The organism is Kitasatospora sp. NEAU-69 (genome assembly GCF_057158765.1).
The window spans coordinates 38,314-62,073 of sequence record NZ_JBWXUE010000006.1 but is presented as its reverse complement, the minus strand read 5'-3'; the positions used below and the strand labels follow the sequence as shown (position 1 = coordinate 62,073).

Genomic DNA, 23,760 nt, shown 5'->3' with positions numbered 1-23,760 from the left:
GGCGCCCTCCTCGCACCCCCCTGCCCCCCTTTGCGTTCCTGTCTGCCCCCGCCGGCCGGCCGCCGCGAGCCGCCCGCCGCGCGGTGCCCGGCGGAGCGCCGGCCGGAGCCGGCGGCCGCCCGCCCGTCGCCGATCCCCGGCTGGATCCGGGTGTCCTCGACACCCGGGTTCAGCTCGTGTCCACCGTGCTTCCTGTCCGCGTCCACCCGTGCCCACTTTCGTCCGTCAGCCGATCCGTCCGACTGGGAGACCGGCCCCGGTCGCTCGGATAACGGAAATCCGGCCGATGACTGAAAACTCTTCCGGAACCTCTCGGACACCCCTTCCGGAACCGCTCGGCTGGAACCCCTCGGGCGGCGGGACATCCGACACCCCCGCCCGACGGCCGAGACTATCCGCTCGTCACACCGCGGTCACCAGCGGAAGACGGGCCACCAGCCGTGCGCCGAGCGCGCTGTCCTCGGCGCTGAGCGTGCCGCCATGGTGGGTGACCAGGTCACGAGCGATCGCCAGGCCCAGGCCGGCGCCGCCGTGGTCGCGGCTGCGCGAGTCGTCGAGACGAGTGAACCGTTCGAATGCCCGTTCGCGGTCCGCGGTCGGGATCCCCGGCCCGTCGTCGGTGACCTCCAGCACCGCCCAGCGCTGCCCCGGCTCGGTCCGCAGCACCACCGAGATCCGCTGCTCGGCGAACCGCTGCGCGTTGTCCAGCAGGTTGGTCACCACCCGGGTCAGCCGCAGGCCGCTGCCGTTGACGGTGATGTCCGGGGCCAGCTCGGTGTGCACCGGCAGCCGGTCGGCGCGCCGCGCGCGGACGGCCTCGCCGACCAGCTCGGTGAGGTCGACCCGGCCCTCCCGGACCGGTTCGGCGGTGTCGAGCCTGGCCAGCAGCAGCAGGTCGCTGGCCAGCTGCTGGAGCCGGTCGGTGTCCTCCAGCGCGCCGCTGATCAGCTCGGGCTGCAGGGACGGGTCGGGGATCGCCAGCGCCACCTCCAGCTGGGTGCGCAGCACGGTGATCGGGCTGCGCAGCTCGTGCGAGGCGTCCGCGATGAACTGGCGCTGGCGCACGCCCGAGGACTCCAGCCGGTCCAGCGTCGCGTTCATCGTGACGGCCAGCCGGGCGACCTCGTCGTGCGTCTGCGGCACCGGGACCCGGCGGTGCAGGTCGCGGTCGGTGATCGCGGCGACCTCGGCCCGGATCGCCTCCACCGGGCGCAGTGCCCGCCCGGTCACCCACCAGGTGACCCAGGCGACCGTGAGCAGCAGCAGCGGCACCCCGACCGCGAGCGCTGCGGAGGTGGTGGAGTCGGCGGCGTCCGCGTCCCGCAGCGAGGTGCCGGCGTACACGGTGACCAGGCCGTTCTCGGTCTCGGTGGTGACCTGGACGACGCGCTGGCGGTGCTCCTCGCCGAGCGGGGCGATGTTCCAGGTGTTGTAGACGGTGCCGGGGGCGGTGGGGCGGTGTGCGGAGATCGGCGGCCGCCCGGTCAGGTTCTGGCTGGAGGTCAGCACCCTGCCCCCGGCGTCCACCACCTGGAGGAAGTCCGCGCCGTGGGTGGGTGGCAGCAGCGAGGCCAGTTGGCCGTCGTCGACCAGCTGGGCGACGGCGGCGGCCTGCTGCTCGGCGTCGCTCTCGGCGTTGTGGAGCAGGTTGGCGTCGAGCAGGCCGAGCAGCGCGAGCGAGGCGACCGCGAGCGCGATCGCCACCACGGCGCTGGCCCCGAGCGTCGCCCGGGCCCGCACCGTCTTCGGCCGCAGCCGGCTCAGCCCCCGGCGGCGCGGCGCCGCGGGCGCGGCCTCGCCGTCCGACCGGGCGTCCGCCGTCCTGCGGTCGGGATCAGCCACCGTCGGCCGCCAGCCGGTAGCCCGCACCGCGCACGGTCTCCAGCGCGGCGCGGCCGAACGGTGCGTCGATCTTGCGCCGCACCGCACTGATGTGGACCTCGACCACGTTCGGGTCGCCCTCGAACGCGGAGTCCCAGATCTGCTCCAGGATCTCCCGCTTCGGCACCACCTCGCCGGCCCGCCGGGCCAGGTACTCCAGCACCGCGAACTCGCGCGCGGTCAGCCGGATCGGGGTGCCGCCCCGGGTGCAGTTGTGCCGGGCCGGGTCGATCAGCAGGTCGCCGAACTCCAGCGTCTGCGGCCGGCGCCGCCCGGTGCGCCGGGCCAGCGCGCGCAGCCGGGCCACCAGCACCACGTAGGAGAACGGCTTGGAGAGGAAGTCGTCGGCGCCGGTGTCCAGCGCCTCGGCCTCGTCGTACTCGCCGTCCTTGGCGGTCAGCATCAGGATCCCGGCCTCGTTGCCGGCCGCGCGCAGCCGGGCGCAGACCCGGTAACCGTTCACCCCGGGCAGCATGATGTCGAGCACGATCACGTCGTAGTCGTGCTCGCCGGCCAGCCAGAGGCCCTGCGGCCCGTCGTGGGCCACGTCCACCGTCATGCCCTCGGCCTGCAGGCCCCGCTGCAGGGCCGCGGCCAGGCGCCGTTCGTCTTCCACCACCAGTACGCGCATGCCGAACAGGATCCCAGGCCGCGCCGGGGGTTTGCTGAAGAGCCCTTCAGTTCTCTTCAGCTCCGCTTCAGGGAGCTCACCCCATGCTGTACCAGCAGTTCGCGCAGTGGGTGTTCCGGGCAGCTGTTGCCCGGCGTGCTCCGGCGGTTCGTCGGACGCTTGTCGTCAGGTCTGATGGTGCGTCAGGTCGGGCCGATCCGGCCGGCCCGTCAGGACCGCCGGGTCAGGTCGGTCCGTCAGGCCAGTTGGCCGGGCCGTCGGCGAGCGGACACCTGGTGTCCGGCCGCCCGCCATGCGGACTCCCGCTCGATGGCCTACGGTCACGTGCCTGACCGGCTGCACGCCGGATCCGGCCACGAAGCCGGGCCGGCTCCGACAGGGATCTCGGAGCCGGCCCGACCGGCTCCCACGGCCCGGTGCGGCTGTGACGGACGTCACCCGGTGTGACGCACGTCGCCGGCCGCGCGCCCGGCGCCGCGGCCCGCCCGCCGGCGGGGTCGAGCGGGCGGCCGGCACGGCTGTCACGGCAGCCATGGTCGTCCTGGCAGCCACGGCCGTCATGGCCGTCATGGCCACCGCGCCCAGCGGTCCGAGCAGTCCCAGCGGTCCCAGCACTACCCGCCCGACGCAGTTCGTCGTGGGCGCCGCGCCGCCGCCGGCGGAGGACCGGGCCCACCGTGGAAGGAGCCTGATGCGGTCGAGAACGCCGCGCCGGATCACCGTCGTCTCCGCGAGCGTGGGGGCCGGTCACGACGGTGCCGCCCGCGAGCTCGTACGCCGCCTGCGGGCCGCCGGGTACGACGCCGAGTGTCACGACTTCCTCGACCTGCTGCCGCGCGGCGTCGGTCGGCTGCTGCGCGGCAGCTACGCGCTGGAGCTCAAGGTCGCGCCGTGGGCCTGGGGCTGGCTGCTCCGTTCGCTGGAGAAGAACGACTTCTCCGCCCGGCTGGTCGGCGGGCTCTGCGCGGTGGCCGGCGCTCGGCGGACCAAGGCGGTGATCGGGCCCGAGGACTGCGCCGTGGTCTCCACCTACCCGCTGGCCAGCCAGGCGCTCGGCCGGCTGCGCAAGCGCGGCGCGCTGGACGTGCCGGTGGCAACCTTCCTGACCGACATGTCGGTGCACCCGCTCTGGGTCGCCGAGGGCGTCGACCTGCACCTCGCGCTGCACCCGGTGGCCGCCAACCAGGCGGTCCGGCACGGCGCTGCGGACGTCGAGATCTGCGGCCCGCTGGTCGGCCCGGCCTGCCGCCCGGTCCGCTCGGCGGACGAGCGGCGCCGCCTGCGGGCCCGGTTCGGCCTGCCGCTGGAGGGGACGATCGCGCTGGTCACGGCCGGTTCCTGGGGTGTCGGCGAGGTCGAGCAGACGCACCGCGAGCTCGCCGAATCGGGCGTCGCGACGCCGGTCACGGTCTGCGGCCACAACGAGCCCCTGCGCGAGCGGCTCGCCGCCTCGGGCGAGGGCGTCGCGCTCGGCTGGGTGGACGACATGCCGGCGCTGCTGCGCGCCTGCGACGTGGTGGTGCAGAACGCCGGCGGGCTCACCTCGCTGGAGGCGATGGCCAGTGGCGTCCCGGTGGTCAGCTACCGCTGCCTGCCCGGCCACGGCGTGACCAACGCGGCCGCGCTGGACGAGGCGGGCCTGGCGCGCTGGATCCGCGACCGCAAGGAGCTGGCCCCGGCGCTCGTCGAGGCGCTCGCCGGTGCGTCGGCGGCCGGCGTGCCGCGCCCGCGCGCTCCGCTCGGTGCCGAGCAGGTGATAGCTACGATGGCGGGCGGCATCCCCGCACCGATCCTGGAGGTGGCCTCGTGAAGACGGGTCGCACCCTCGCGCTGGCCGCCGGCGGCCTCGCCGTCGCGCACAGCCTGCCCGCGCTGACCTCGATCGGCCCGGTCCGCCCGCTGATCGCCCCGAAGCTGAGCGGCCCCGGCGACCCCGGCCACGTCGCGCTGACCTTCGACGACGGCCCGGACCCGGCCTCGACCCCGAAGTTCCTCGACGAGCTGGCGAAGACCGGGACCAAGGCGACGTTCTTCCTGCTCGGCCGGATGCTCGCGCAGGCCCCCTGGCTGGGCCGCGAGCTGGTCGACGCCGGCCACGAGATCGCCGTGCACGGCTGGGCCCACCGCCCGCTGCTGCTCCGCTCGCCGTGGGCCACCCGGACCGACCTGCGCCGGGCGAAGGAGCTGATCGAGGACGTGACGGGCCGGCAGCTGCGCTGGTACCGGCCGCCGTACGGCGTGCTGAGCAGCTCGGCGCTGTACGCGGCGAAGGAGCAGGGTCTGCACCCCGTGCTCTGGACGCACTGGGGCCAGGACTGGACGGCCCGGGCCACCCCCGACTCGGTGCTGCGCACGCTGACCCGGGCGCCGCTGGCCGGTGGCACCGTGCTGCTGCACGACTCGGACTGCACCTCGGCGCCGCTGGCCTGGCGCTCGACGCTCGGCGCGCTGCCGCGGCTGCTGGAGCTCTGCGCGGAGCAGGGCCTGAAGGTCGGCCCGCTCGGCGAGCACGGGCTGCTGCCCGCATAGCCGGTAGCCGGAGCTGGTAGCCGGACGCGGTCCGTCGGCGGGGTTGCCCGCCGACGGACCGCTGCGTATCAGTGTCCGGCGGGCCGCAGGACCACCGGCAGGCTGCGGTGGCCGTTGGAGATGAACGACTCCACCTGGGACAGCTCGCCCTCGGCCAGGGCCAGCTCGGGGAACCGCGCGAAGAGCGCGGGCAGCGCGATCTCCGCCTCCAGCCGGGCCAGCGGTGCGCCGAGGCAGAAGTGCACGCCGTGGCCGAAGGAGACATGGGCCTTGTCGGCCCGGGTCGGGTCGAACTCGTCCGCACTGTCGCCGTGCACCGCCCGGTCGCGGCCTGCGGCGCCGTAACCGGCCAGGATCGCCTCACCCTTGCGGATCAGCACGTCACCGGCCTGGATGTCCTCCACCGCGTAGCGCAGCGGCAGGTTGGCGACGGGGGCCTGCACCCGCAGCGTCTCCTCGACCACGTCGGCCCAGGAGGCCTTGCCGTCGCGGACCAGGGCCAGCTGCTCGGGGTGGCTGAGCAGCAGGTGGATCGCGTTGTCCAGCAGGTTGACGGTGGTCTCGTGGCCGGCGCCCATCATCAGCAGCAGGGTCCCGATCAGCTCCGGCTCGCTGAGCGCGGCGCGCCGGCCGTCCGGTTCTTGGCCGTCCGGCTCCTGGCCGTCCAGCTCCTCGTCGCGGATCTCGATCAGGCTGCTGGTCAGGTCGTCGGCCGGGTCCTTGCGCTTGCGCTCGACCAGCTCGCCCAGGATCCGGAACACCTCCTCGCCGTTGGCCTGCGCGGCCTCGGCGGTGACGGTGGTGTCGAAGATCGTGTCCACACAGGTGCGCAGGCCCGCCCGCAGGTCCTCCGGCACGCCGAACAGGTCGCAGATCACCTGGATCGGGATCGGGTACGCGTAGTTCTCGCGCAGGTCGGCGGTGGCGCCGTCCGGGGTGGCGGCGAGCCGGTCGAGCAGGTCGGTGACGATCCGCTCCACCTGCGGGCGCAGCGCCTCGGTGCGCCGGGCGGTGAACGCGCCGGCGACCAGCCGGCGCAGCCGCCGGTGGTCGGTGCCGTAGGCGGTGAACATGTTGTCCACCGAGACCCAGATGTGCAGCGGCCAGTCGGCGGATATCTCACCGTTGATGTACGCGGTCCAGTGCTGCCGGGCGTTCTTGGAGACCCTGGGGTCGGCGAGCAGCTGCTTGAGCAGCTGCTGACTGCCTACCGACCACGCCTGAACACCGCCAGGAAGCTCGACCAGCGCGATCGGCGCGTCGCGGTAGAGGGTGCGGGCCTCGGCGTAGAGGTCGCTTCCGCTGGGGTCGATCCGGAAAGGGCAGCGGTCGGGTTCCACGGGAGGCCTCCAGAGGTGACGTCGGATACTACGTGCGGTGCTGACACAGTGTCAGGTGCAACCGCCGCCGGAGGGAAGCGCACCGGCAGGCTCGCCAGCGCGCGGTGGAACGGGCCCGGGCGCCAGACGAGTTCGTCCGGCCTGCTGGTCAGGTCGAGATCCGGCAGCCGGTCGAGCAGCCGCTCGACCGCGGCCGTGGCGATCAGCCGGGCCTGGTTCTGCGCCGGGCAGGCGTGCGGCCCCGCGCTCCAGGCCAGGTGCGCCCGGTTGCCGGTGCGGGACTGGCCCTGCAGCGCCGGGTCGGTGTTGGCGGCCGCGAAGCTGACCACCACCGGCTCGCCGGCGGGCAGCAGCACCCCGGCCAACTCGACGTCCCGCACCGGGTAGTGGACCCCGAGGTTGGCCATCGGCGGGTCGTTCCAGAGCACTTCGTCCAGCGCGTCCTCGACCGGCAGGCTGCCGCCCGCGAGGTCACCGGCGAACCGGTCGTCGGAGAGCAGCAGTCGCAGTGTGTTGCTGATCAGGTTGAGCTGCGGTTCGGTGCTCGCGCCGAGCAGCTGCACCATGTTGTGCAGCATCTCCTCGTCGTCGAGCGCGGCCGGGTGGGCCATCAGCCAGCTGGTGACGTCCGCGCCGGGCCGGGACCGCTTCAGCTCGACCAGTGCGGACAGGTTCCCGATCACCTCGCCGATCGACCGCTCGGCGTCCACCCCGTCGAAGACGTTGGACATGCCGGCCGTCAGCTTCTCGCCGACCTCGGCCGGGCAGCCGTACAGCTCGTTGAAGACGAGGAGCGGGAGGACCTTCGCGTAGTCGTTCACCAGGTCGGCCTCGCCGCGCTGCGCGAACGCGTCGATCAGCCGGTCGGCGTGGTACTCGACGTAGCCGCGCAGCGCGTTGGGGTCGACCTGGTCCAGGCTGTCGGTGATCGCGCCGCGCTGGCGGGCGTGCGTCTCGCCCTCGGTGAAGAGGCAGTTGGGGCGGTAGGCCATCATCGGCAGCGCCGGGCTGTCCGCCGGAACCCGCCCCTCGGCCAGGGCTCGCCAGCGGCGCGCGTCCTTGGAGAAGATCTCCGGGCTGCGCAGCACGTCCAGCGCGGTCTGGTAGGAGAGCGCCAGGGTCGCGGTGGTGCCGGGGAAGAGCTCGACCGGCGCGAGCGGGCCGAACTGCCGCAGGTATGCGTAGACCGCGGCCGGGTCCTTCGCGAACTCCTCGCCGTAGAGCGGGAATCGGCTGCCCGACGGCTGGTGTGCCGGGCAACCGGGGGGCGGTGACTGCGCCATTACGAGGACTCCAGGGCGGGGGTGCGGCTGAGCAGGTACTGGACCAGGGCGATCAGGGCCCGGGTGGCCGACTCCGGATCACGGGCGTCGCAGGTCACCAGCGGGGTGCTGGGCAGCAGGTCGAGCGCTTCGCGCAGCTCGGCCTCGTCGAACTCCGGTGCGCCGTCGAAGGTGTTGACGGCCACCGCGTACGGCAGTCCGTGTTCCTCCAGCAGGTCCATCACCGGGAACGAGTGCTCCAGCCGGCGGGTGTCGGCGAGCACCAGCGCACCGAGCGCGCCGAGCGTCATGTCCCGCCAGAGCGGGGTGAAGCGCTGCTGGCCGGGGGCGCCGAACAGGTAGAGCACCAGGCTCTGACTGAGCGTCAGACGGCCGAAGTCCATCGCGACCGTGGTGGTCTGCTTCTCCGGCACACCGGTCAGGTCGTCGACGAGCACGCTCGCCTCGGTCATCGGCTCCTCGGTGCGCAGCGGCTCGATCTCCGAGAGGGTGCCGACGAACGTCGTCTTGCCGACCGCGAAGTGGCCGGTGATCAGCAGCTTGGCGGCCGTTCGCACGCCTTCGCCCAGGTAGCTGACCGAGGCGCCGGGGTCGGCGCCACCGGGGCCGCCGGGGCCGCCGAAACCGGCCGGGGCGTCAGAGCCGGGCGCGAAGACCATCCAGCACCTCCTGGAGCAACTGGGACGCGGGGAGCTGGGCGGCCGGCACGGCGGCCCGGGTGAGCAGGTGTCCGCTGTCGACCAGGTCGCCGAGCAGCACCTTGGTGACGCTGACCGGCAGCCGCAGGTGCGCGGCGACCTCGGCCAGCGAGAGCGCGCCGCGCCGGCAGAGTTCGACCATCCGGCGCCGCTCCGGGCTGAGCCCGCCGAGCGGCCGGTCGGGGGCCGCGCTGACCAGCGTGACCAGGTCGAACGTGTTACGGGTGGGCTCGGATCGGCCGTCCGTCACGACGTACGGCCGGACCAGGCCCTTCTCGCGCCGCGGGCCGGTCAACGCAGCGCTCCGGCGTCCTGGCGGGGCGGTGTGCTCAGCTCCTTGCCGAGCCGGTCCACCAGCTTCTGCATCCGGTAGCTCACGGCCTCCATGTCGACGTTCTCCCCGGCGGAGACCGCCAGGTAGGCGCCGGGGCCGGCCGCGACCAGGAAGACGTAGCCGCCGGCGAACTCGATCAGCGTCTGCCGCCACGGGGTCGTCTCGTGACCGCAGAATCCGGCCGTGCTGCGGCTGATCGACTGGACGCCGGAGAGGGCCGCGGCCTGTCGGTCGGCCTCGTCCCGGCTGATGCCCGCCGAGTGCGCGCGCAGCAGGCCGTCCGCCGACAGCAGGATCGCGTGCCGGGCCTCGGGAACCAGCAGCAGGTCGTCGAGCATCCAGCCGAGGTCGTTGGTCGAGTGGCTGTTCAGCCGGCTGTTCATCGGGGGCTCTCCTAGCAGGGATCTGACAGCGGGTCAGCCGGGCGGCGGCTGACAGTAATCAGTGCGGGGCCTCGGGGCGAGCGGACAGCCCGGGCAGCTCAGGCAGGCTGTCGGGCAGGTCTGGCAGCTCCGGCAGCTCGGGCAGGTCGGGATGACGACCGGCCCGGGTGCCGCGGGCGAAGGCGCCGAGCCGGCGGGCGGTGGACTCGGCGTCCCGGCCCCACTCGTCGGCGGCCTCGGCCACGGCCGGGTCGAGGGCCGGCTCGTGACCGGCCTCGGCGAGCGGCTCGCGGCGCCGGCGCTTCGGCAGGCCACCGGCCGTCCGGGGCCTGCCCATCGGCTCCGCGGGCGGGAACCGGTGCTCCGCCGTGTCGGCGGCCGCCGGGACCGGACTGCTCGGCCGGGCGTGCGCCGGCCTCGGCCGGACGGGCGGCGCGGCGGCCGGAGCCGGCGACGGTGCCGGTGCGGCCGGTGCCATCGCCGCGAGCGCGGTCGAGGGCGGCGCCGGGGGTGCCACGGGGGGAGTCATCGACTGTGGCAGCTGCGACATCTGCGACATCTGCGGCAGCGGGGTCGCCTGGGTCGTCTGGGCCGACTGGGTCGCCGGGTGCGTCATGGGCACCACCGTCTGCTCTGTCGGCCGCGGCGTCCGCTGCGGTGTCACCGGGGCGGCCGGCGCGGGAGCGGCGGCGGGCATCAGGTCCGGGTCGGGCGCGAGCTGGGTCAGCAGTGAGCTCGGCAGGAAGACCACGGCGCGCACCCCGCCGTACGGCGAGCGGGTGTCCACCGAGACGCTGAACCCGTAGCGGGCCGCCAGCACCCCGATCACCGCGAAGCCGAACTGCGGCGGGTCGCCGAGCCGGGTGACGTCCACCGAGCGCTGCCCGGTGAGCAGTTGGCCGGCCCGCTGGACCTCGCGCGGGTCCATGCCGACGCCCGCGTCGTCGATCACGATGCAGGCGCCGTTGTGCGCGGCCTGCAGGTTGACCTCGACCGTGGTGTTGGGCTGCGAGTGCCGGGCCGCGTTGTCCAGCAGCTCGGCCACCGCGAGCACCACCGGCTCCACCGAGCGGCTGACCACGGCGAGTTCGACCTGGGTCCGGACCTGGACCCGGCGGTAGTCGCGGATCCGGGACTTGGAGCCGCGCACCACGTCGCTCAACGAGGACGCGCTGCGCTGGCGGCCGGGCCAGGAGCCGCAGAGCACCGCGATGGCCTGCGCCCGGCGGCCGAACTGCGAGTTGGCGTGGTCGATCTCCAACAGATCGCGCAGCACGCTCGGTTGATCGTGCCGTTCCTGCATCTCCGAGATCGCCACCTGCTGCTCGTTCGCGAGCCCCTGGAGGGCGCGCACCGCGCCCTTCAGCGCGGCCTTCGCGTTCTGGTCGGCGCGGGCCTCGGCCCGCTCGACGGCGGTGCCGAACTGCTCGACCACCGAGCGCAGGTGCTGCGCGTAGCCGGTGCCGGCCAGCAGCGGGTCGCCGGTCTCCGGGTGCCCGACCGTGGAGTGCCCGAGGGCCGGCAACTGGACGGTGGCCAGCCGTTCCGCCTCCGCGTCCCGGGCTCGGACGGCCGCCTGCGCGGCGGCCAGTGCACGGGCCAGCGCCCGGCGCGAACGCCACTGGCTCAGCAGGAGGGCGAGGGCCAACAGCAGTCCGGCACCCAGACACCACACGAGTGTCTGCGGTATATGCGACGTCATCAAGATCCTTGCACGGACGAAGGGTTCGTCGGCCCAGCAGCGGCAGGCCCGGATCATCTAAGCAGATTGACGACGCAATGTCAGAAAGGTGTGTCGGAACGTCACATGACGACCCGTTTTGCGACAGGTCGATGGCCGGAATCGATCGATGGCCATCTTGCGCTTCCGTGCTGCCCGCTCCGTGTCCACCTGCGGCAAGTACCATCCCGACCATGACACAGGCAGCTCGGGGGGTGCCTCCGGTCAGTGCGGCTCCACCTCCGGTCCCGTTCGCGGACCACTACATCGTCTGCGGCACGAACGCACTCGCGCACCGTCTGATCGTGGAACTGATCGAGCACTACGAAGTCCCGGTGGTGGCGATCGTCGCGGGACGCGACCGCGACCACGCGCCGCGGATCGAGCGGATCCCCGGCGTCGCGGCCGTGCTGGAGTACAGCGGGGTGACCGAGGAGGCGCTGTGCGCGGCCGGTGCCCGCGCGGCGCGCGGCATCGCGCTGGTCGACGGCGCCGACCAGGCCAACATCCACGCGGCGCTCACCGCGCAGGGCCTGAACGCGGACATCCGGATCGTGCTGCGGATGTTCAATCAGCGGCTCGGCGAGCAGATCCAGGACCTGCTGAAGAACTGCTCGGCGCTCTCCGGCTCGGCCACCGCCGCGCCCGCCTTCGCGAACGGCGCGCTGGCCCGGCCCAACTCGGTGCAGGTCGGCGACCGCTACCTCTACGTCGCGCACGACGCCGACCTGCGGGCCGGCCACCTGTGCGTGGCGGCCGACCGGATCGACCGGCAGGATCTGACCAGGCTGCGGCTGCTGCCCGACACCGCGCCCGCCGCCAGCGACTTCATCCGGCTGGCCGCCGCGTTCGGCGAGGGCGGCCCGATCGAGGTCGGCGGCCACCCGCAGCAGGCCGAGGCGGCGGCCGCAGCCCCGGACGGCGTGGCGGTGCTCCAGACGCTGCCGACCGAGCCCCGGTTGCGGATCCCGCTGCCGGAGCGGCTGCGCTATCGGCTGCTGGACACGCTGCGCTTCTTCACCGGGGCCCGGATCCGGCTGGTGCTGGCCACGGCCTTCACGGCGATCCTCGGCTCGGCCGCGGTCGTCTGGTACTTCAACCGCAGCTTCGGTTGGACGCTCTACCTGACGCTGCTCGACATGGCCGGCTCGGCGCAGCCCGACCAGATGCACGATCCGACCGGCGGCACCGGGGGGCCGTGGCAGCGGATGGCCCAGGTGGTGGTCACCTTCAGCGGCATCGCGCTGGTGCCGGTGCTCACCGCGGTCATGGTGGACGTGCTCGCCTCCGGGCGGCGCGGCTTGCCGCGCAGCCCGAGCGCGGGCCTGCGCGGCCATGTGATCGTGGTCGGGCTCGGCAACGTCGGCACTCGGGTGGCCACCCTGATCCACGAACTCGGCGTACCGGTGGCCGCTCTGGAGCTCGACCCGACGGCCCGCGGGATCGCGGCGCTGCGCGCGCTCGGGATACCGGTCGTGGTCGGCGACGGCCTGCTGGCCGACCAGTTGCGCACCGCCCGTGCGCAACACGCCCGCGCGGTGGTCGCGGTGACCAACGACGACGCGGTCAACCTGGAGGCGGTGCTCGAAGCGCGGGCACTGCAGGAGGGCCTGCGGGCCGTCGTCCGGCTCTTCGACGACGACTTCGCCCAGCACGTCTACGCGACCTTCGGCAACGTCGCCTCCCGCTCGGTCTCCTACCTCTCCGCGCCGGCCTTCGCGGCCGCGCTGATGGGACGCGAGGTGCTCGGCACGCTCTCGGTCTTTCGGCACGTGCTGCTGATCGCGGAGCTGACCGCCGAGGAGGGCGGCGCGCTGGTCGGGATGAGCCGCAACGAGATCGAGGCGCTCGGCGGCCTGCGGGTGCTGGCGATCCGGCTCGCCCGCTCGCCGGACAGTTACCAGTGGGGGTACGCCGACCGCAGCCGCGGGCTGCGGGTGGGCGACCGGGTGGTGGTCGCCGCGACCCGCGGCGGGCTGGCCCGGCTGAACACCGCAGCGCCGCACCAGCCCGTCGAGCGCGAGTCGGCGCCGGTCCAGTCGGCGGACGCCTGAGCCGTGGGTCAGGATCAGGGGTGGGGGCGGGGCAGGGGCAGGCTCAGGGCAGCAGCGCCGCGCGGCGCCACATCGCCTCGCTGCGCCGGTCGATGATGCCCAGCTCGGTGAAGAACACGACCGCCTTGCGCGCCCAGTCCAGCTTCGCGGTGCGCCAGTGCGCGTTGGCCTCGGCCACCGCGCGGGCCTCGCGGGGGTCGAGGCCGGCCAGTGAGTAGATCCGCGGATTGACGCACTCCAGCACCGCTTCGTACGCCAGCACCCCGATCAGCTGACGGAAGACGGCCCGCCTGGTCGGGCTCATCCTGGCCCAGCGGCGCTCCAGCTCCGGCTTGGCGTAGCCGATGTGGCGGGCCTCCTCGATCACGTGGATCCTCGCCACCGAGCGCGCGAGCGGTTGCAGGCTCTCGTCGCGGATCATCTCGCGCTGCATCGCGTCGGTGAACTCCTCGACGAAGATCGCGCCGGCGAAGGTCAGCGTGGTGTCGTTGACCAGCAGGTGGAACCGGCCGCGCCGTTCGGCCCGCTTGCTGGGCCGGGCGGACGGATAGCCGGTCTTGGCGATGTACTTGGCGAACATCGTGGAGTGCCGGCACTCGTCGGCCACCTCGGTCAGCGCGTACTGGGCGTGCTGGGTGGTCAGGTCGCTGTCGTAGACGTGCCGGACCAGGCCGTTCATCAGGATCAGCTCGAACCAGATGCCCGCCGAGGTGACGCTGGCCAGCTGGTGCACGCTCAGCTGCGCCTGCTGGCGCGGAGTGAGGCGGTCCCACAGCCGGGTGCCGTAGAGCGAGACCCGGTGCGCGGGCAGGGCGAACTGGTCGGGGTCGAGCGGCGCGTCCCAGTCGATCTCGGTCAGCGGGTCGTGGGAGTGCCTGGCGGAGACCTTGAGCAGGCGTTCGGCGGTCTGCTCGCGTTCGGCCCGTATGCGTGCGGCCTGTATGTCTCTGTCCGGTGCGGTGGGGGAGAGGTCTCGCACGGTGCGGCTCCGGTTCGGGCGTGGGCCAACGGTGAGGGTGGGTGCGTCAGGCGGGAGCCCCGCCCAGGGCGCGCAGGGTGAAGGCGATCAGTGCCGGAATCAGGTCGTCGGGGGCCCGGCCGCCGTCGGCGAGCGGGCCGACCAGTGCCTCGCCGACCCCGCCGACCAGCAGCGCGGCGGTCAACTCCGGATCCTGCCGGGGGAGTCGGCCGGCCGCGATGCCCTCGGCGATCCGCGCGGCGATCACGTCGCGGAACGCCCGGCGGAAGACCAGGCGCTCGGCCTCCACCTCCGCGTCCACCGGCTCGGCCATCAGCGCGTACGCCAGTCGCGGCGCGCTGAGCGAGCGGCCGGCGAAGGTGCGGATCACCGAGGCGACCTGGGCGGGCAGGTCGCCGGCGAACTCGGCCGCGTCGCGGACCGCGGCGACCTCGCGCCCGACCACGCTGCGGAACAGCTCGGCGACCAGCTCGGCCTTGCTCGGGAACGAGCGGTAGACGCTGCCGGTCGCGATCCCGGCCCGCTCGGCGACGGCGGCCACCGAGCAGGCGGCGTAGCCGCGTTCGGCGAGCAGCTCGGTCGCGGCGGTCAGCACCGTCTCGCGCTGGGCGTCGAGACGGGCTTGCACGGCGGGGGTCTTCCGGTAGGCCACGGCAAGAAGTGAAGCAATGATTCAGTGCTTCAGCAAGAGCCTGGACGGTAACGGAAACGACGGCAGCGGGGGCCGCGGCCGGATCGGCCGTGACCCCCGCTGCGGGTGGCTGGAGCGGGGCTACGCGACCGGCTCGGCCAGCGAGAGGCCGAACCGCTCCTCCTGGTCGGTCCACCAGTGCCGCAACCGGAACCCGGCCGCCGCCAGTTCGCGCTCGACCGTCTCCCGGCGGAACTTCGCCGAGATCTCGGTCCGCAGCTCCTCGTTCTCGGCGAACCGCACCACCAGGTCGAGCGGCGGGATCTTCACCTGCTGCGACCGGGTGGAGCGCAGCCGCATCTCGATCCACTCCTGGTGCGGGTCCCAGACCGCCACATGCTCGAAGGCCTCCGGGTCGAAGGCGGCCTCCAGTTCGCGGTCCAGCACGTTCAGCAGGTTCTTGTTGAACTCGGCGGTCACCCCGGCCGCGTCGTCGTACGCGGCGACCAGCACGCTCGCGTCCTTGACCAGGTCGGTGCCGAGCAGCAGCGCGTCGCCGGGCGCGAGTTCGGCGCGCAGCGCGGCCAGGAACTGCGCCCGCTCGGCCGGCAGCAGGTTGCCGAGCGTGCCGCCGAGGAACGCCACCAGGCGCGGCCCGTTCACCGCGCGCGGCAGCGCCAGACTCGCCGTGAAGTCGGAGACCACGCCGTGCACGGCGAGCCCCGGGTACTCCTCGACGAGCCGCTCCCCGGCCTCGACCAGCGCGCTCTCGCTGACGTCCACCGGGACGTACGCCTCCAGGGTGCCGAGTGCGCGCAGCCCGTCCAGTAGCAGGCGGGTCTTCTCCGAGGAGCCGGAGCCCAGTTCGACCAGCGTGCGGGCGCCGGTCGCGGCGGCGATCTCCTCGGCCCGCTCGGTCAGGATGGCCCGCTCGGCGCGGGTCGGGTAGTACTCGGGCAGTCTGGTGATCTCCTCGAACAGCTCGCTGCCCCGCGCGTCGTAGAACCACTTGGGCGGCAGCCACTTGGCCGGCGCGGTCAGGCCGCGGCGGACGTCCTCGCGCAGCGCCTGGGCGAAGTGGTCGGCGGGCAGCAGGCGGGTGAGTTCGAAGGCGGTCATCGCGGGCAGTCCTCTCGGCTGGTGGGGTGCGGGGCGGTGGCGTGCGGGGCGGTGGAGTGCGGGGCGGCCGAGTCGAAGAAGGTGGCGGCCGGGCCCGCGGCGGCCAACCGTGCGGCGGCCGGGACGGTGTCGGCCGTCGTGCCGGATCCGTGGGCGATCTGGTCCAGCGGGTGGATGGCCACCGCCTGGGCGGTGGCGAGCAGCACCGAGTGGTCCGGGACCGGGATCCAGCCGGGCCCGTCGTCCCCGGGCTCGGACGCCACCAGCACCGAACGGCCCAGCTCCAGCCGGTAGAAGAGGGTGTCGCCCCAGGTGGTCGCGGCGATCACCCGGCCGTCGGTGATCAGCAGGTTCAGCCGCGCGTCGGTCCGCTCCGCGACCGTGTGCACGGTCTGTGCGAGCGCCTTCTCCGGCTCCTGGCCGGCCCGCAGCCGGTGCCGCAGCAGCGCCCAGACCAGCGCCGAGTCGCAGCGCGCCTCCAGCTCCAACAGGGCCGGGGCGGGGAGCAGTTCGGCCAGCTCCCCGGCCGCCTGCGGCCAGCCGGACAGCGCGCCGTTGTGACTGAACAGCCAGCCCTCACCGGCGTACGGCGCGGCCGCGGTCTCGCTCGCGGTGGTGCCGGCGGTGGCCGAGCGGACGGCGGCCAGCAGCGCCCGGGTGCGGATCACCCGGGCCAGGTCTACCAGGTTCTCGTCCGCCCAGATCGGCACCGCCCGGCGATAGCGGGCGGGTTGGGGGTCGTCGTCGGCGTACCAGCCGATGCCGAAGCCGTCCGCGTTGACCGTCCCGTAGCGCTGCAGCCGGGGCGACCAGGACTGCCGGTAGAGCCCGTACGGTGGCGCCAGCAGCAGCTCGGCCGGGCTGACCGGCTCTCCGAGGTAGGCGAGGTGTCGGCACATCAGCCTGCGCCGCCCTCGATGTCGCGCGCGGTCCGGAACCCGGCGAAGATCTGCCGGCGGATCGGATAGTCCCAGTTCCGGAAGGTGCCCCGGCAGGCCACCGGTGCGACCGCGAAGCTGCCGCCGCGCAGCACCTTGTACTCGGCCGGCTCGCCCGGCTTCGCGAAGAAGACCTCCGAGTACTCCCGGTAGGGCCAGGCCCGGAACCCCGGGTAGGGCGTGAAGTCGCTGGCCGTCCACTCCCAGACGTCACCCATCAACTGCCGCACCCCGTACGGCGATGCGCCGTCGGGGTAGCTGCCGACCGGGGCCGGCTGGAGGTGGCGCTGGCCGAGGTTGGCGTGCCGCGCGGTCGGCGGCTCGTCGCCCCACGGGAACCGGCGGGAGCGGCCGGTCGCCGGATCGTGCCGGGCCGCCTTCTCCCACTCGGCCTCGGTCGGCAGCCGCCGGCCGGCCCAGCGGGCGTACGCGTCCGCCTCGTACCAGGTGACGTGCAGCACCGGCTCGTCGGCCGGGACCGGCTCGGTGTGGCCGAACCGGCGGCGCAGCCACTGGCCGTCCACCCGGCTCCAGAACAGCGGCGCGGTCAGGTCGGCGGCCGAGCGGTGCTCCCAGCCCGCCGGGCTCCACAGCTGCGGCCGCCGGTAGCCGCCGTCCTCGATGAAGCGCTGGTAGTCGGCGTTGCTGACCGGCACGGTGTCGATCGCGAAGGCCGGCAGATCCACCTGGTGGGCCGGCCGCTCGTTGTCCAGTGCCCACGGCTCGGCATCCGTTCCCATGGTGAACGGCCCTGCGGGGATCACGACTTCGGCGGGTAGCGGGCCGGCGGGGGCCGGCGCGGGGGCCGGTGCGCCGAGTACGGCGGCGCCGGTGCGCAGCTGGTGGGTGATCAGCATCGTCTCGTCGTGCTGCTGCTCGTGCTGGGCGATCAGGCCGAACGCGAAGCCGGCCTCCAGCAGCGGTTGGCCTGCGAGTTGGACGCCCGAGAGCAGGTCGAGCACCCGGCCGCGCACCTCGTGCGCGTAGGCGCGGGCCTCGGCGGGCGGCAGCAGCGGCAGCGAGGGCCGGGCGGCGCGCGGGTGCTCGAAGGCGTCGTAGAGCGGGTCGATCTCCGGGTGCATCGGATCGCGGCCGCCGACGTTGCGCAGCAGCCAGAGCTCCTCCTGGTTGCCGATGTGCGCCAGGTCCCAGACCAGTGGGGACATCAACCTGGAGTGCTGCCTGGTCAGTTCGCCGTCGTCCACGCAGTCGGTCAGGCCGCCGGTGCGCTCCCGGGCGGCGATCAGCTCGGCGGCGATGTGCTCGCGCAGCTGCTCGTCGCTGAGCCGGCCGAACGACTCCGACGTGGCAGTCGCGGCGGTGCTTCCGGTGGTGCTCGCGGTGGTGTTCGTCGCGGTGCTCGCGGCGGTGCTCGTGGTGGTGTTCGGTTCGCTGTTCAGCACGGCGCGTCCTCCTGAGACGCTCGGTTGCGGCCCGCGGGCTCCAGCAGGTCGTCGGCCGGACATCGCCCCCTGGCGGTGTACTGGTCGGCGAACTCGGCCATTCGGGAGCGGAGTTGGTGATCGGTTCCGAGGGCGGCGAGTGCGCTGTCGGCGGCCGCGAAGCAGCCCAGGGCGGCCCGCCGCAGCACCGGGTCGTCCACGCCCCGGGTGGCGGCCCTGGTCCAGGCCGCGCCGCGCGGGCCGGGCTCGGCGCCGGCCGTCCCGCCGGCCGGGGTGAGCGGTTCCAGCGCGGCCTCGGCGGCCTCGGCGGCGCGCGGGTCGGCGAAGAGCGCGGCGGTCAGGGTGGCCGGCACCAGCCAGCCGTCGCCCGGCTGCGCGTCGATCATCCGCAACTCCAGGTAGCCGCGCGGGCGGACCGGCGGGAAGAGCGTGGTCATGTGGTAGTCGAGGTCGGCCAGCGTGGGGCGCTCGGCCTCCGGCCGGCGCAGCCAGTCACGGAAGGTCAGCCCGGCCGGCGCGCTCCAGGTGTGCCCGGCCGGCCGGCGTACGCAGAGCACCTCGGCGTCCAGCACGTAGCGGGCCCAGGCCTCGCGTGGGTCCGCGCTCTGCTGCGGGTCGCCCGGTGCGAGCGTGCGGCTCGGGTCCATCCGCGACCAGACGGCCTGCCGGGTGGACCGGTAGCCGGTCGGGCGGCCGTCCAGCAGCGGGGAGTTGGCGAACGCGGCGACCAGCACCGGCCCGAGCCGGTGGGCCAGGCGCCAGCGCTCGCGGAAGCCCAGCGCGCCGCGGTCGGCGGTGCCGGCGTCCAGGCAGACCTGGGTGGAGGCGGTGGCACACATCATGATCTTGCCCCACGGGCCGGTGCGGCCGAAGAACTCCTCCATCGCCAGGTACCGTGGCTGGCGCAGGATGACCCGGCGCTCGCGTTGGTGGGGTTCGGTGCCGTGGCCGGCGAGGGTGAGGCCCCGCTCGGCGAAGGCGCTGCGCAGCGCGTGCAGATCGCGCCGGGTGGTCTCGACGCATCCGTCGAGGTCGTCCGCGGCCGGGGAGCTGAGCTCGACCTGGCCGCCTGGTTCCCTGGTGAGCCGGGAGCCGTGCGGGAGGAGTGGATCCTCCGGGTGCAGCCGCAGTCCGTCGAGGGCGGCGGCCACGCGTTCGGGCGCGGGCGGGGTGTCCGGGCTGGCACTGTCGTGGACGAGCCACTCCAGTTCCACCCCGACCCGCCCGGGAGGTCCGATCTTGAAGCAGGTGCTGGCCACGTACGTCTCGGCGGACGACTGGGTCAGCGGGGTCACCGTGGGAGGTGCCTGGGGTTCGGTGTCGAGCGGGGAGCCCGACGGCCGTGCGAGGTTCACCTGGTCCTCCTGAGGGTGGGTTGTCAGTGCGCCGTGTTTGAGTGATCGAGGGCAACCCGGTCTTCTTGCCCAGTCTGCGACGGCCCACACGGCGGCGCCCGGTACCCGGCCGTAACAGGGGGATTCCCGCTGGTCAGGTCGGGCAACCGGGTGAGGTGAGCCGACTCACACCTGACGAAGGAGGGGGCTGGGCGGAAATATCCGGGGGATCTTTCCCCGTTTGCCGTAGAGTCGATGCAAGTGGGGACGCAGTCCCCGGAAAGGAGCGCCGTGATGGGTATCGCGATGGACACCCTGCCGACCGAGTCGGTCACCCGCAGTGCGGCGCCCCGGCTCCGGGCGGACGCCACCCGGAACCGTGAGCGGATCATCTTCGCCGCCCGCGAGCTCTTCTCCGAGCAGGGCGCCGACGTCCCGCTGGACGACATCGCCAAGCGCGCCGGGGTCGGCAACGCGACGCTGTACCGGAACTTCCCGGACCGTGCCACGCTGATCCGGCAGGTCGCGCTCTCGGTGATGGAGCGGATCCTGGTCCACAACCGGCTGCTGCTGGCCGAGGCCGTGGACCCGTTCGAGGCGCTGTGCAGCTTCGTCCACACGGCGGCGGACGAGCGGATCGGCGCGCTCTGCTCGGTGCTCTCCCAGCACGACGAGCTCAAGCAGGACGAGGAGCTGTTCGAGTCCCGCGTCACGCTGGAGCGGACCATCAACGAGCTGATGCTGCGGGCCCGGGAGGCGGGCCTGCTGCGTGCGGACGTGGCGCCCGGTGACCTGTTCGTCGCGCTCGCCCAGCTCACCCGCCCGCTGCCGGGCACCGACTGCGTGGACCTCGACATGTTCGTCCACCGCCATCTGACCCTCTTCCTGGACGGCCTGCGTGCACCGGCGCACTCGGCGCTGCCGGGACGAGCCCTGACCCTGGACGACCTGCGGAACTCCCCGTGAGTTCCACCGTGACCTTCGCCCCACCGATCCGTTGAGCTCCAGCGATCCACCGAGCTCCACCCGAGACTTCTGCACGATCCCTGCCCCATCCGTTCGCGATGGCGCATCCTGCCGTTAGGTGAGTACACCCATGTCTGAATCCGTCCCACAGCTTGACCCGAGGCGATGGAAGGCCCTGGCCTTCATCGCCCTCGCCCAGCTGATGGTGGTACTGGACGCCACCATCGTGAACATCGCACTGCCGTCCGCGCAGCGGACCCTCGGCTTCTCCGACGCCAACCGCCAGTGGGTGATCACCGCCTACGCCCTGGCCTTCGGTGGCCTGCTGCTCTTCGGCGGCCGGATCGCCGACCTCTGGGGCCGTCGCCGGACATTCATGACCGGCCTGATCGGCTTCGCGCTCGCCTCCGCACTCGGTGGCGCCGCGCAGAGCACCGGCATGCTGATCGGCGCCCGCGCGCTCCAGGGCCTGTTCGGCGCGCTGCTCGCGCCGGCCGCGCTCTCGCTGCTCACCGTGATGTTCACCGAGGCGAACGAGCGGGCCAAGGCCTTCGGCATCTACGGCGCGGTCGCCGGCGGTGGCGGCGCGATAGGCCTGATCCTCGGTGGTGTGCTGACCCAGTACCTGAACTGGCGCTGGACCTTCTTCATCAACGTCCCGTTCGCGATCATCGCGGTGACCGGCGCGATCATGGTGATCCGTGAGCCCGAGGGTTCGCGCAACCGCAACAAGCTGGACATCCCCGGCGTGCTGCTGGTCTCCAGCGGCCTGGTCTCGCTGGTCTACGGCTTCACCGAGGCGTCCCAGAAGGGCTGGACCTCCGGTATCACCCTCGGCCTGTTCGCGGCCGCGGTCGTGCTGCTGGCCTCGTTCGTCGCGGTGGAGAGCCGGGTCAAGGCCCCGCTGCTGCCGCTGCGGGTCATCCTGGACCGCAACCGCGGTGGCGCCTACCTCTCGCTCGGTCTCGCCATCATCGGGATGTTCGGGCTCTTCCTGTTCCTCACGTACTACATGCAGAACGTGCTCGGCTACTCGCCGGTCATGACCGGTGTGGCGTTCCTGCCGATGGTCGCGGGCATGATCACCGGCTCCACCCAGATCGGCGCCCGCCTGATGAACCGGGTCCAGGCCCGTTTCCTGATGGGCCCCGGCTTCCTGGTCGCCTCGCTGGGCATGCTGATCCTCACCCAGATCAAGATCGACTCCTCGTACTGGCTGATCCTGCCGGGCCTGGTGCTGATGGGTCTGGGCATGGGTACCGCGTTCATGCCGGCGATGAGCCTGGCGACCTTCCGGGTCCGCCCGCAGGACGCCGGTGTCGCCTCCGCGATGGTCAACACCTCGCAGCAGGTCGGCGGCGCGATCGGTGTCGCACTGCTGAGCACGGTGGCGACCAGCGCCAGCAACGCTTACGCGAAGTCGCACCAGCTCAGCCACGAGGCGCCGAAGCAGCTGCAGATGCTGGTGGGCGCGCAGGGCGCGGTGCACGGCTTCGCCACCGCGATCACGTGGTCCTTCGGGATCCTGCTGATCGCGGCCGCGATCGCCTCCCTGATGCTGAACGGGGGCGGCAAGGCCAACCACGTCGCTGCCGGCAGCGACGGTGAGATCGTCGATGTGCCGGTGATGGCGCACTGACGGATCCGTCCGCAGCACCCGCGGCGCGTCCCTCCTCGCGAGGGGCGCGCCGCGCTGCGTTGTGGGCCGGGGTGGGTCTGCGCGGGGCTGCGTGGGTCTGCGCGGGCCTGCCGAAAAATGCTGGTCGGGCCGTCGATCGGCCGTCTACGATCGGCCCATGACGGCACCCGTGACTCCCGCCCCGCCCGTGTACGCCACGTACCCCGCCAAGCCGCGCCCGGGTGACCGGGTCGCGATCCTGTCGCCCTCCTTCGCCGGCCCGGCGGTCTTCCCGCTGCCGTTCGAGCTGGGCCTGCGGCGGCTGCGCGAGGAGTTCGGCCTGATACCGGTGGAGTACCCGACCACCCGCAAGCTCGGCGCCACCCCGCAGGAGCGCGCGGCCGACATCAACGCGGCCTTCGCCGACCCGGCGATCAAGGCGGTGATCACGAGCCTCGGCGGCGAGGACCAGATCACCGTGCTGACGCACCTGGACCGCGAGCTGATCAGGGCCAACCCGAAGCCGTTCTTCGGTTACAGCGACAACACGAACCTGCTGCTCTTCCTGCGCAACCTCGGCATCGTCAGCTACCACGGCGGCTCGATGATGGTGCAGTTCGGCCGCGGCGGTGCGATGCACCCGGCCACCGCCGACTCGCTGCGCGCGGCGCTGCTCGGCTCCGGCGAGTACGAGCTGCGCCCGGCCGCCGCGGTGGGCGAGGTCGAGCAGGACTGGAACGCCGAGGGGAGCCTGGCCCAGGAGCCGCAGCTGGACCCGTCCGAGGGCTGGAGCTGGCACAACGCCGACCGGGTGGTCGAGGGCCCGGGCTGGGGCGGCTGCGTGGAGATCCTGGCCTGGCTGCTGATGGCCGACCGGGAGATCCGGCCGGTCGAGGAGTACGCCGGCCAGGTGCTCTACCTGGAGACCTCCGAGGAGATGCCGAGCGCCGACACCGTCTACCGGATCCTGCGGAACATGGGCGAGCGCGGCCTGCTGCGGCAGTTCCCGGCGCTGCTGATGGCCCGGGCGAAGAGCTGGAGCTTCGAGCAGCGGCTGGAGCCGGCGCAGCGGGTCGAGTACCGCAAGGCGCAGCGCGAGGCGGTGCTGCGGGCGCTGGCCGAGTACGCGCCGCAGACGATGGCCGTCTTCGACGTCGACTTCGGCCACACCGACCCGCAGCAGGTGCTGCCCTGCGGCGGCCGGATCCGGGTGGACGGTCCGGCTCGCCGCATCACCGTGCAGTACTGAGTCATGGTGCAGTACTGAGCCACGCTTGGTGAGGGGCCGCCTCAGAAGCGCCGCACGCCCACCACCGAGGCGAGGTCCGGCGCGAGGCGGATCTCGGTGGCGCGCAGCGCCGGGTGCTCCAGCCAGTGGATCCGGGGGGTGTCCGGCTGCCCGCCGAAGACCGGCGGCCAGCCGGTGGCGGGCGTGAAGTCGTCCACCACCAGGCTGCCGCCGGGCACCAGCAGCCGGACCGGGTCGGCGACCGCTCCGTCGCCCTTGCCCTGGCCGCCGCCGTCCAGCACCAGCAGGTCGAACGGCCCGTGCTGGTGGATCTCGGTCCAGTCGCCGGTGATCACCTCGACCTGCGGCTGGTCGGCGAAGACCTCGGCTGCGACCGCCGCCCGGGCCAGGTCGCGCTCGACGCTGATCAGCCGGACCCCGGGCGCCGCGCCGCTGGCCAGCCAGGCCAGGCCGACTCCGCAGCCGGTCCCGGTCTCGCCGATCAGCCGGCTCGCGCCCTGCGCCATGGTCTGCAGCAGCAGGCCCTGTTCGAGCCGGCAGGAGTGGCCGAACCCCTCGGCGTACGAGGCGGCCAGGGCGCGGCGAACCAGTGGTGGCAGGTCGGTGCCGGTGCGGTAGCCGCGATAGGAGTCGGTGCCGTGCATGGACAAGGTGCTGTTCCCCCTTGGGA

21 protein-coding genes are annotated in these 23,760 nt (G+C 73.3%); 6 read left to right on the top strand and 15 right to left on the bottom strand.

Annotation, left to right across the window (positions count from 1 at the left end; all coding sequences use genetic code 11):
• Nucleotides 1–402: 402 nt before the first annotated feature.
• The gene (locus tag AC060L_RS09085; protein ID WP_483798255.1) at nucleotides 403–1,755 is read right to left on the bottom strand and encodes a sensor histidine kinase; all 1,353 of its coding nucleotides are present in this window, start codon (nucleotides 1,753–1,755) and stop codon (nucleotides 403–405) included.
• Nucleotides 1,756–1,834: 79 nt separating this feature from the next.
• Nucleotides 1,835–2,512 carry a response regulator transcription factor gene (locus AC060L_RS09080; protein ID WP_483798078.1) on the bottom strand — a complete coding sequence of 226 codons (678 nt, stop codon included), beginning with the start codon at nucleotides 2,510–2,512 and terminating at the stop codon, nucleotides 1,835–1,837.
• 691 nt (nucleotides 2,513–3,203) lie between these two features.
• Between AC060L_RS09080 and AC060L_RS09075 the strand changes: the two genes are divergently transcribed.
• Nucleotides 3,204–4,322: an MGDG synthase family glycosyltransferase gene (locus tag AC060L_RS09075; protein ID WP_483798077.1), complete on the top strand. Its 1,119-nt coding sequence runs from the start codon at nucleotides 3,204–3,206 to the stop codon at nucleotides 4,320–4,322.
• Nucleotides 4,319–5,041 carry a polysaccharide deacetylase family protein gene (locus AC060L_RS09070; protein WP_483798076.1) on the top strand — a complete coding sequence of 241 codons (723 nt, stop codon included), beginning with the start codon at nucleotides 4,319–4,321 and terminating at the stop codon, nucleotides 5,039–5,041. Before AC060L_RS09075 ends, AC060L_RS09070 begins: the two co-directional genes overlap by 4 nt.
• A gap of 68 nt (nucleotides 5,042–5,109) precedes the next feature.
• On the opposite strand, the gene AC060L_RS09065 is transcribed toward AC060L_RS09070, so the two are convergent.
• Genes AC060L_RS09065 through AC060L_RS09040 form a run of 6 tightly spaced genes read right to left on the bottom strand, consistent with a single transcriptional unit; the run spans nucleotide 5,110 to nucleotide 10,781 of the window.
• Nucleotides 5,110–6,354, bottom strand: coding sequence for a cytochrome P450 family protein (locus AC060L_RS09065; protein ID WP_483798254.1), 1,245 nt, complete (start codon nucleotides 6,352–6,354; stop codon nucleotides 5,110–5,112).
• Entirely contained in the window at nucleotides 6,249–7,664 is a 1,416-nt protein-coding gene (locus tag AC060L_RS09060) for a cytochrome P450 (protein ID WP_483798075.1), read from the bottom strand. Before AC060L_RS09060 ends, AC060L_RS09065 begins: the two co-directional genes overlap by 106 nt.
• Complete coding sequence (locus tag AC060L_RS09055) at nucleotides 7,664–8,323, bottom strand: GTP-binding protein (protein ID WP_483798074.1); 660 nt, start codon at nucleotides 8,321–8,323, stop codon at nucleotides 7,664–7,666. The genes AC060L_RS09060 and AC060L_RS09055 overlap by 1 nt, the downstream gene beginning before the upstream one ends.
• Complete coding sequence (locus tag AC060L_RS09050; RefSeq protein WP_483798073.1) at nucleotides 8,301–8,657, bottom strand: DUF742 domain-containing protein; 357 nt, start codon at nucleotides 8,655–8,657, stop codon at nucleotides 8,301–8,303. The genes AC060L_RS09055 and AC060L_RS09050 overlap by 23 nt, the downstream gene beginning before the upstream one ends.
• Nucleotides 8,654–9,079 (bottom strand): roadblock/LC7 domain-containing protein, encoded by a 426-nt coding sequence (locus AC060L_RS09045; protein ID WP_483798072.1) that lies wholly within the window; start codon nucleotides 9,077–9,079, stop codon nucleotides 8,654–8,656. The genes AC060L_RS09050 and AC060L_RS09045 overlap by 4 nt, the downstream gene beginning before the upstream one ends.
• Nucleotides 9,080–9,137: 58 nt before the next feature.
• Complete coding sequence (locus AC060L_RS09040) at nucleotides 9,138–10,781, bottom strand: ATP-binding protein (RefSeq protein WP_483798071.1); 1,644 nt, start codon at nucleotides 10,779–10,781, stop codon at nucleotides 9,138–9,140.
• 212 nt (nucleotides 10,782–10,993) lie between these two features.
• On the opposite strand from AC060L_RS09040, the gene AC060L_RS09035 reads away from it, so the two are divergent.
• On the top strand, nucleotides 10,994–12,853 hold the full coding sequence (locus AC060L_RS09035) for a potassium channel family protein (protein ID WP_483798070.1): 1,860 nt from the start codon (nucleotides 10,994–10,996) through the stop codon (nucleotides 12,851–12,853).
• 43 nt (nucleotides 12,854–12,896) lie between these two features.
• Here AC060L_RS09035 and AC060L_RS09030 read toward each other — a convergent pair whose 3' ends face one another.
• The 6 genes from AC060L_RS09030 to egtA form a co-directional block, all read right to left on the bottom strand.
• Complete coding sequence (locus AC060L_RS09030) at nucleotides 12,897–13,832, bottom strand: AurF N-oxygenase family protein (protein ID WP_483798069.1); 936 nt, start codon at nucleotides 13,830–13,832, stop codon at nucleotides 12,897–12,899.
• A 46-nt stretch (nucleotides 13,833–13,878) separates the two neighbouring features.
• The gene (locus AC060L_RS09025) at nucleotides 13,879–14,484 is read right to left on the bottom strand and encodes a TetR/AcrR family transcriptional regulator (RefSeq protein ID WP_483798068.1); all 606 of its coding nucleotides are present in this window, start codon (nucleotides 14,482–14,484) and stop codon (nucleotides 13,879–13,881) included.
• 120 nt (nucleotides 14,485–14,604) lie between these two features.
• Nucleotides 14,605–15,582 carry an L-histidine N(alpha)-methyltransferase gene (gene egtD, locus AC060L_RS09020; RefSeq protein ID WP_483798067.1) on the bottom strand — a complete coding sequence of 326 codons (978 nt, stop codon included), beginning with the start codon at nucleotides 15,580–15,582 and terminating at the stop codon, nucleotides 14,605–14,607.
• Nucleotides 15,579–16,481 carry an ergothioneine biosynthesis protein EgtC gene (gene egtC, locus AC060L_RS09015; RefSeq protein ID WP_483798066.1) on the bottom strand — a complete coding sequence of 301 codons (903 nt, stop codon included), beginning with the start codon at nucleotides 16,479–16,481 and terminating at the stop codon, nucleotides 15,579–15,581. Before egtC ends, egtD begins: the two co-directional genes overlap by 4 nt.
• Nucleotides 16,481–17,791 (bottom strand): ergothioneine biosynthesis protein EgtB, encoded by a 1,311-nt coding sequence (gene egtB, locus AC060L_RS09010; protein ID WP_483798253.1) that lies wholly within the window; start codon nucleotides 17,789–17,791, stop codon nucleotides 16,481–16,483. The genes egtC and egtB overlap by 1 nt, the downstream gene beginning before the upstream one ends.
• A gap of 125 nt (nucleotides 17,792–17,916) precedes the next feature.
• On the bottom strand, nucleotides 17,917–19,278 hold the full coding sequence (gene egtA / locus AC060L_RS09005) for an ergothioneine biosynthesis glutamate--cysteine ligase EgtA (RefSeq protein ID WP_483798065.1): 1,362 nt from the start codon (nucleotides 19,276–19,278) through the stop codon (nucleotides 17,917–17,919).
• 273 nt (nucleotides 19,279–19,551) lie between these two features.
• On the opposite strand from egtA, the gene AC060L_RS09000 reads away from it, so the two are divergent.
• The 3 genes from AC060L_RS09000 to AC060L_RS08990 all read left to right on the top strand — a co-directional run bounded on the left by AC060L_RS09000 (nucleotide 19,552) and on the right by AC060L_RS08990 (nucleotide 23,090).
• The gene (locus tag AC060L_RS09000; protein ID WP_483798064.1) at nucleotides 19,552–20,223 is read left to right on the top strand and encodes a TetR/AcrR family transcriptional regulator; all 672 of its coding nucleotides are present in this window, start codon (nucleotides 19,552–19,554) and stop codon (nucleotides 20,221–20,223) included.
• Between the two features lie 130 nt (nucleotides 20,224–20,353).
• Nucleotides 20,354–21,862 (top strand): MFS transporter, encoded by a 1,509-nt coding sequence (locus AC060L_RS08995; RefSeq protein WP_483798063.1) that lies wholly within the window; start codon nucleotides 20,354–20,356, stop codon nucleotides 21,860–21,862.
• A gap of 157 nt (nucleotides 21,863–22,019) precedes the next feature.
• On the top strand, nucleotides 22,020–23,090 hold the full coding sequence (locus tag AC060L_RS08990) for a S66 family peptidase (RefSeq protein ID WP_483798062.1): 1,071 nt from the start codon (nucleotides 22,020–22,022) through the stop codon (nucleotides 23,088–23,090).
• A 41-nt stretch (nucleotides 23,091–23,131) separates the two neighbouring features.
• Here the strand turns inward: AC060L_RS08990 and AC060L_RS08985 are convergent, their stop codons facing one another.
• Nucleotides 23,132–23,740, bottom strand: coding sequence for an O-methyltransferase (locus AC060L_RS08985; RefSeq protein WP_483798061.1), 609 nt, complete (start codon nucleotides 23,738–23,740; stop codon nucleotides 23,132–23,134).
• Nucleotides 23,741–23,760: the final 20 nt, after the last annotated feature.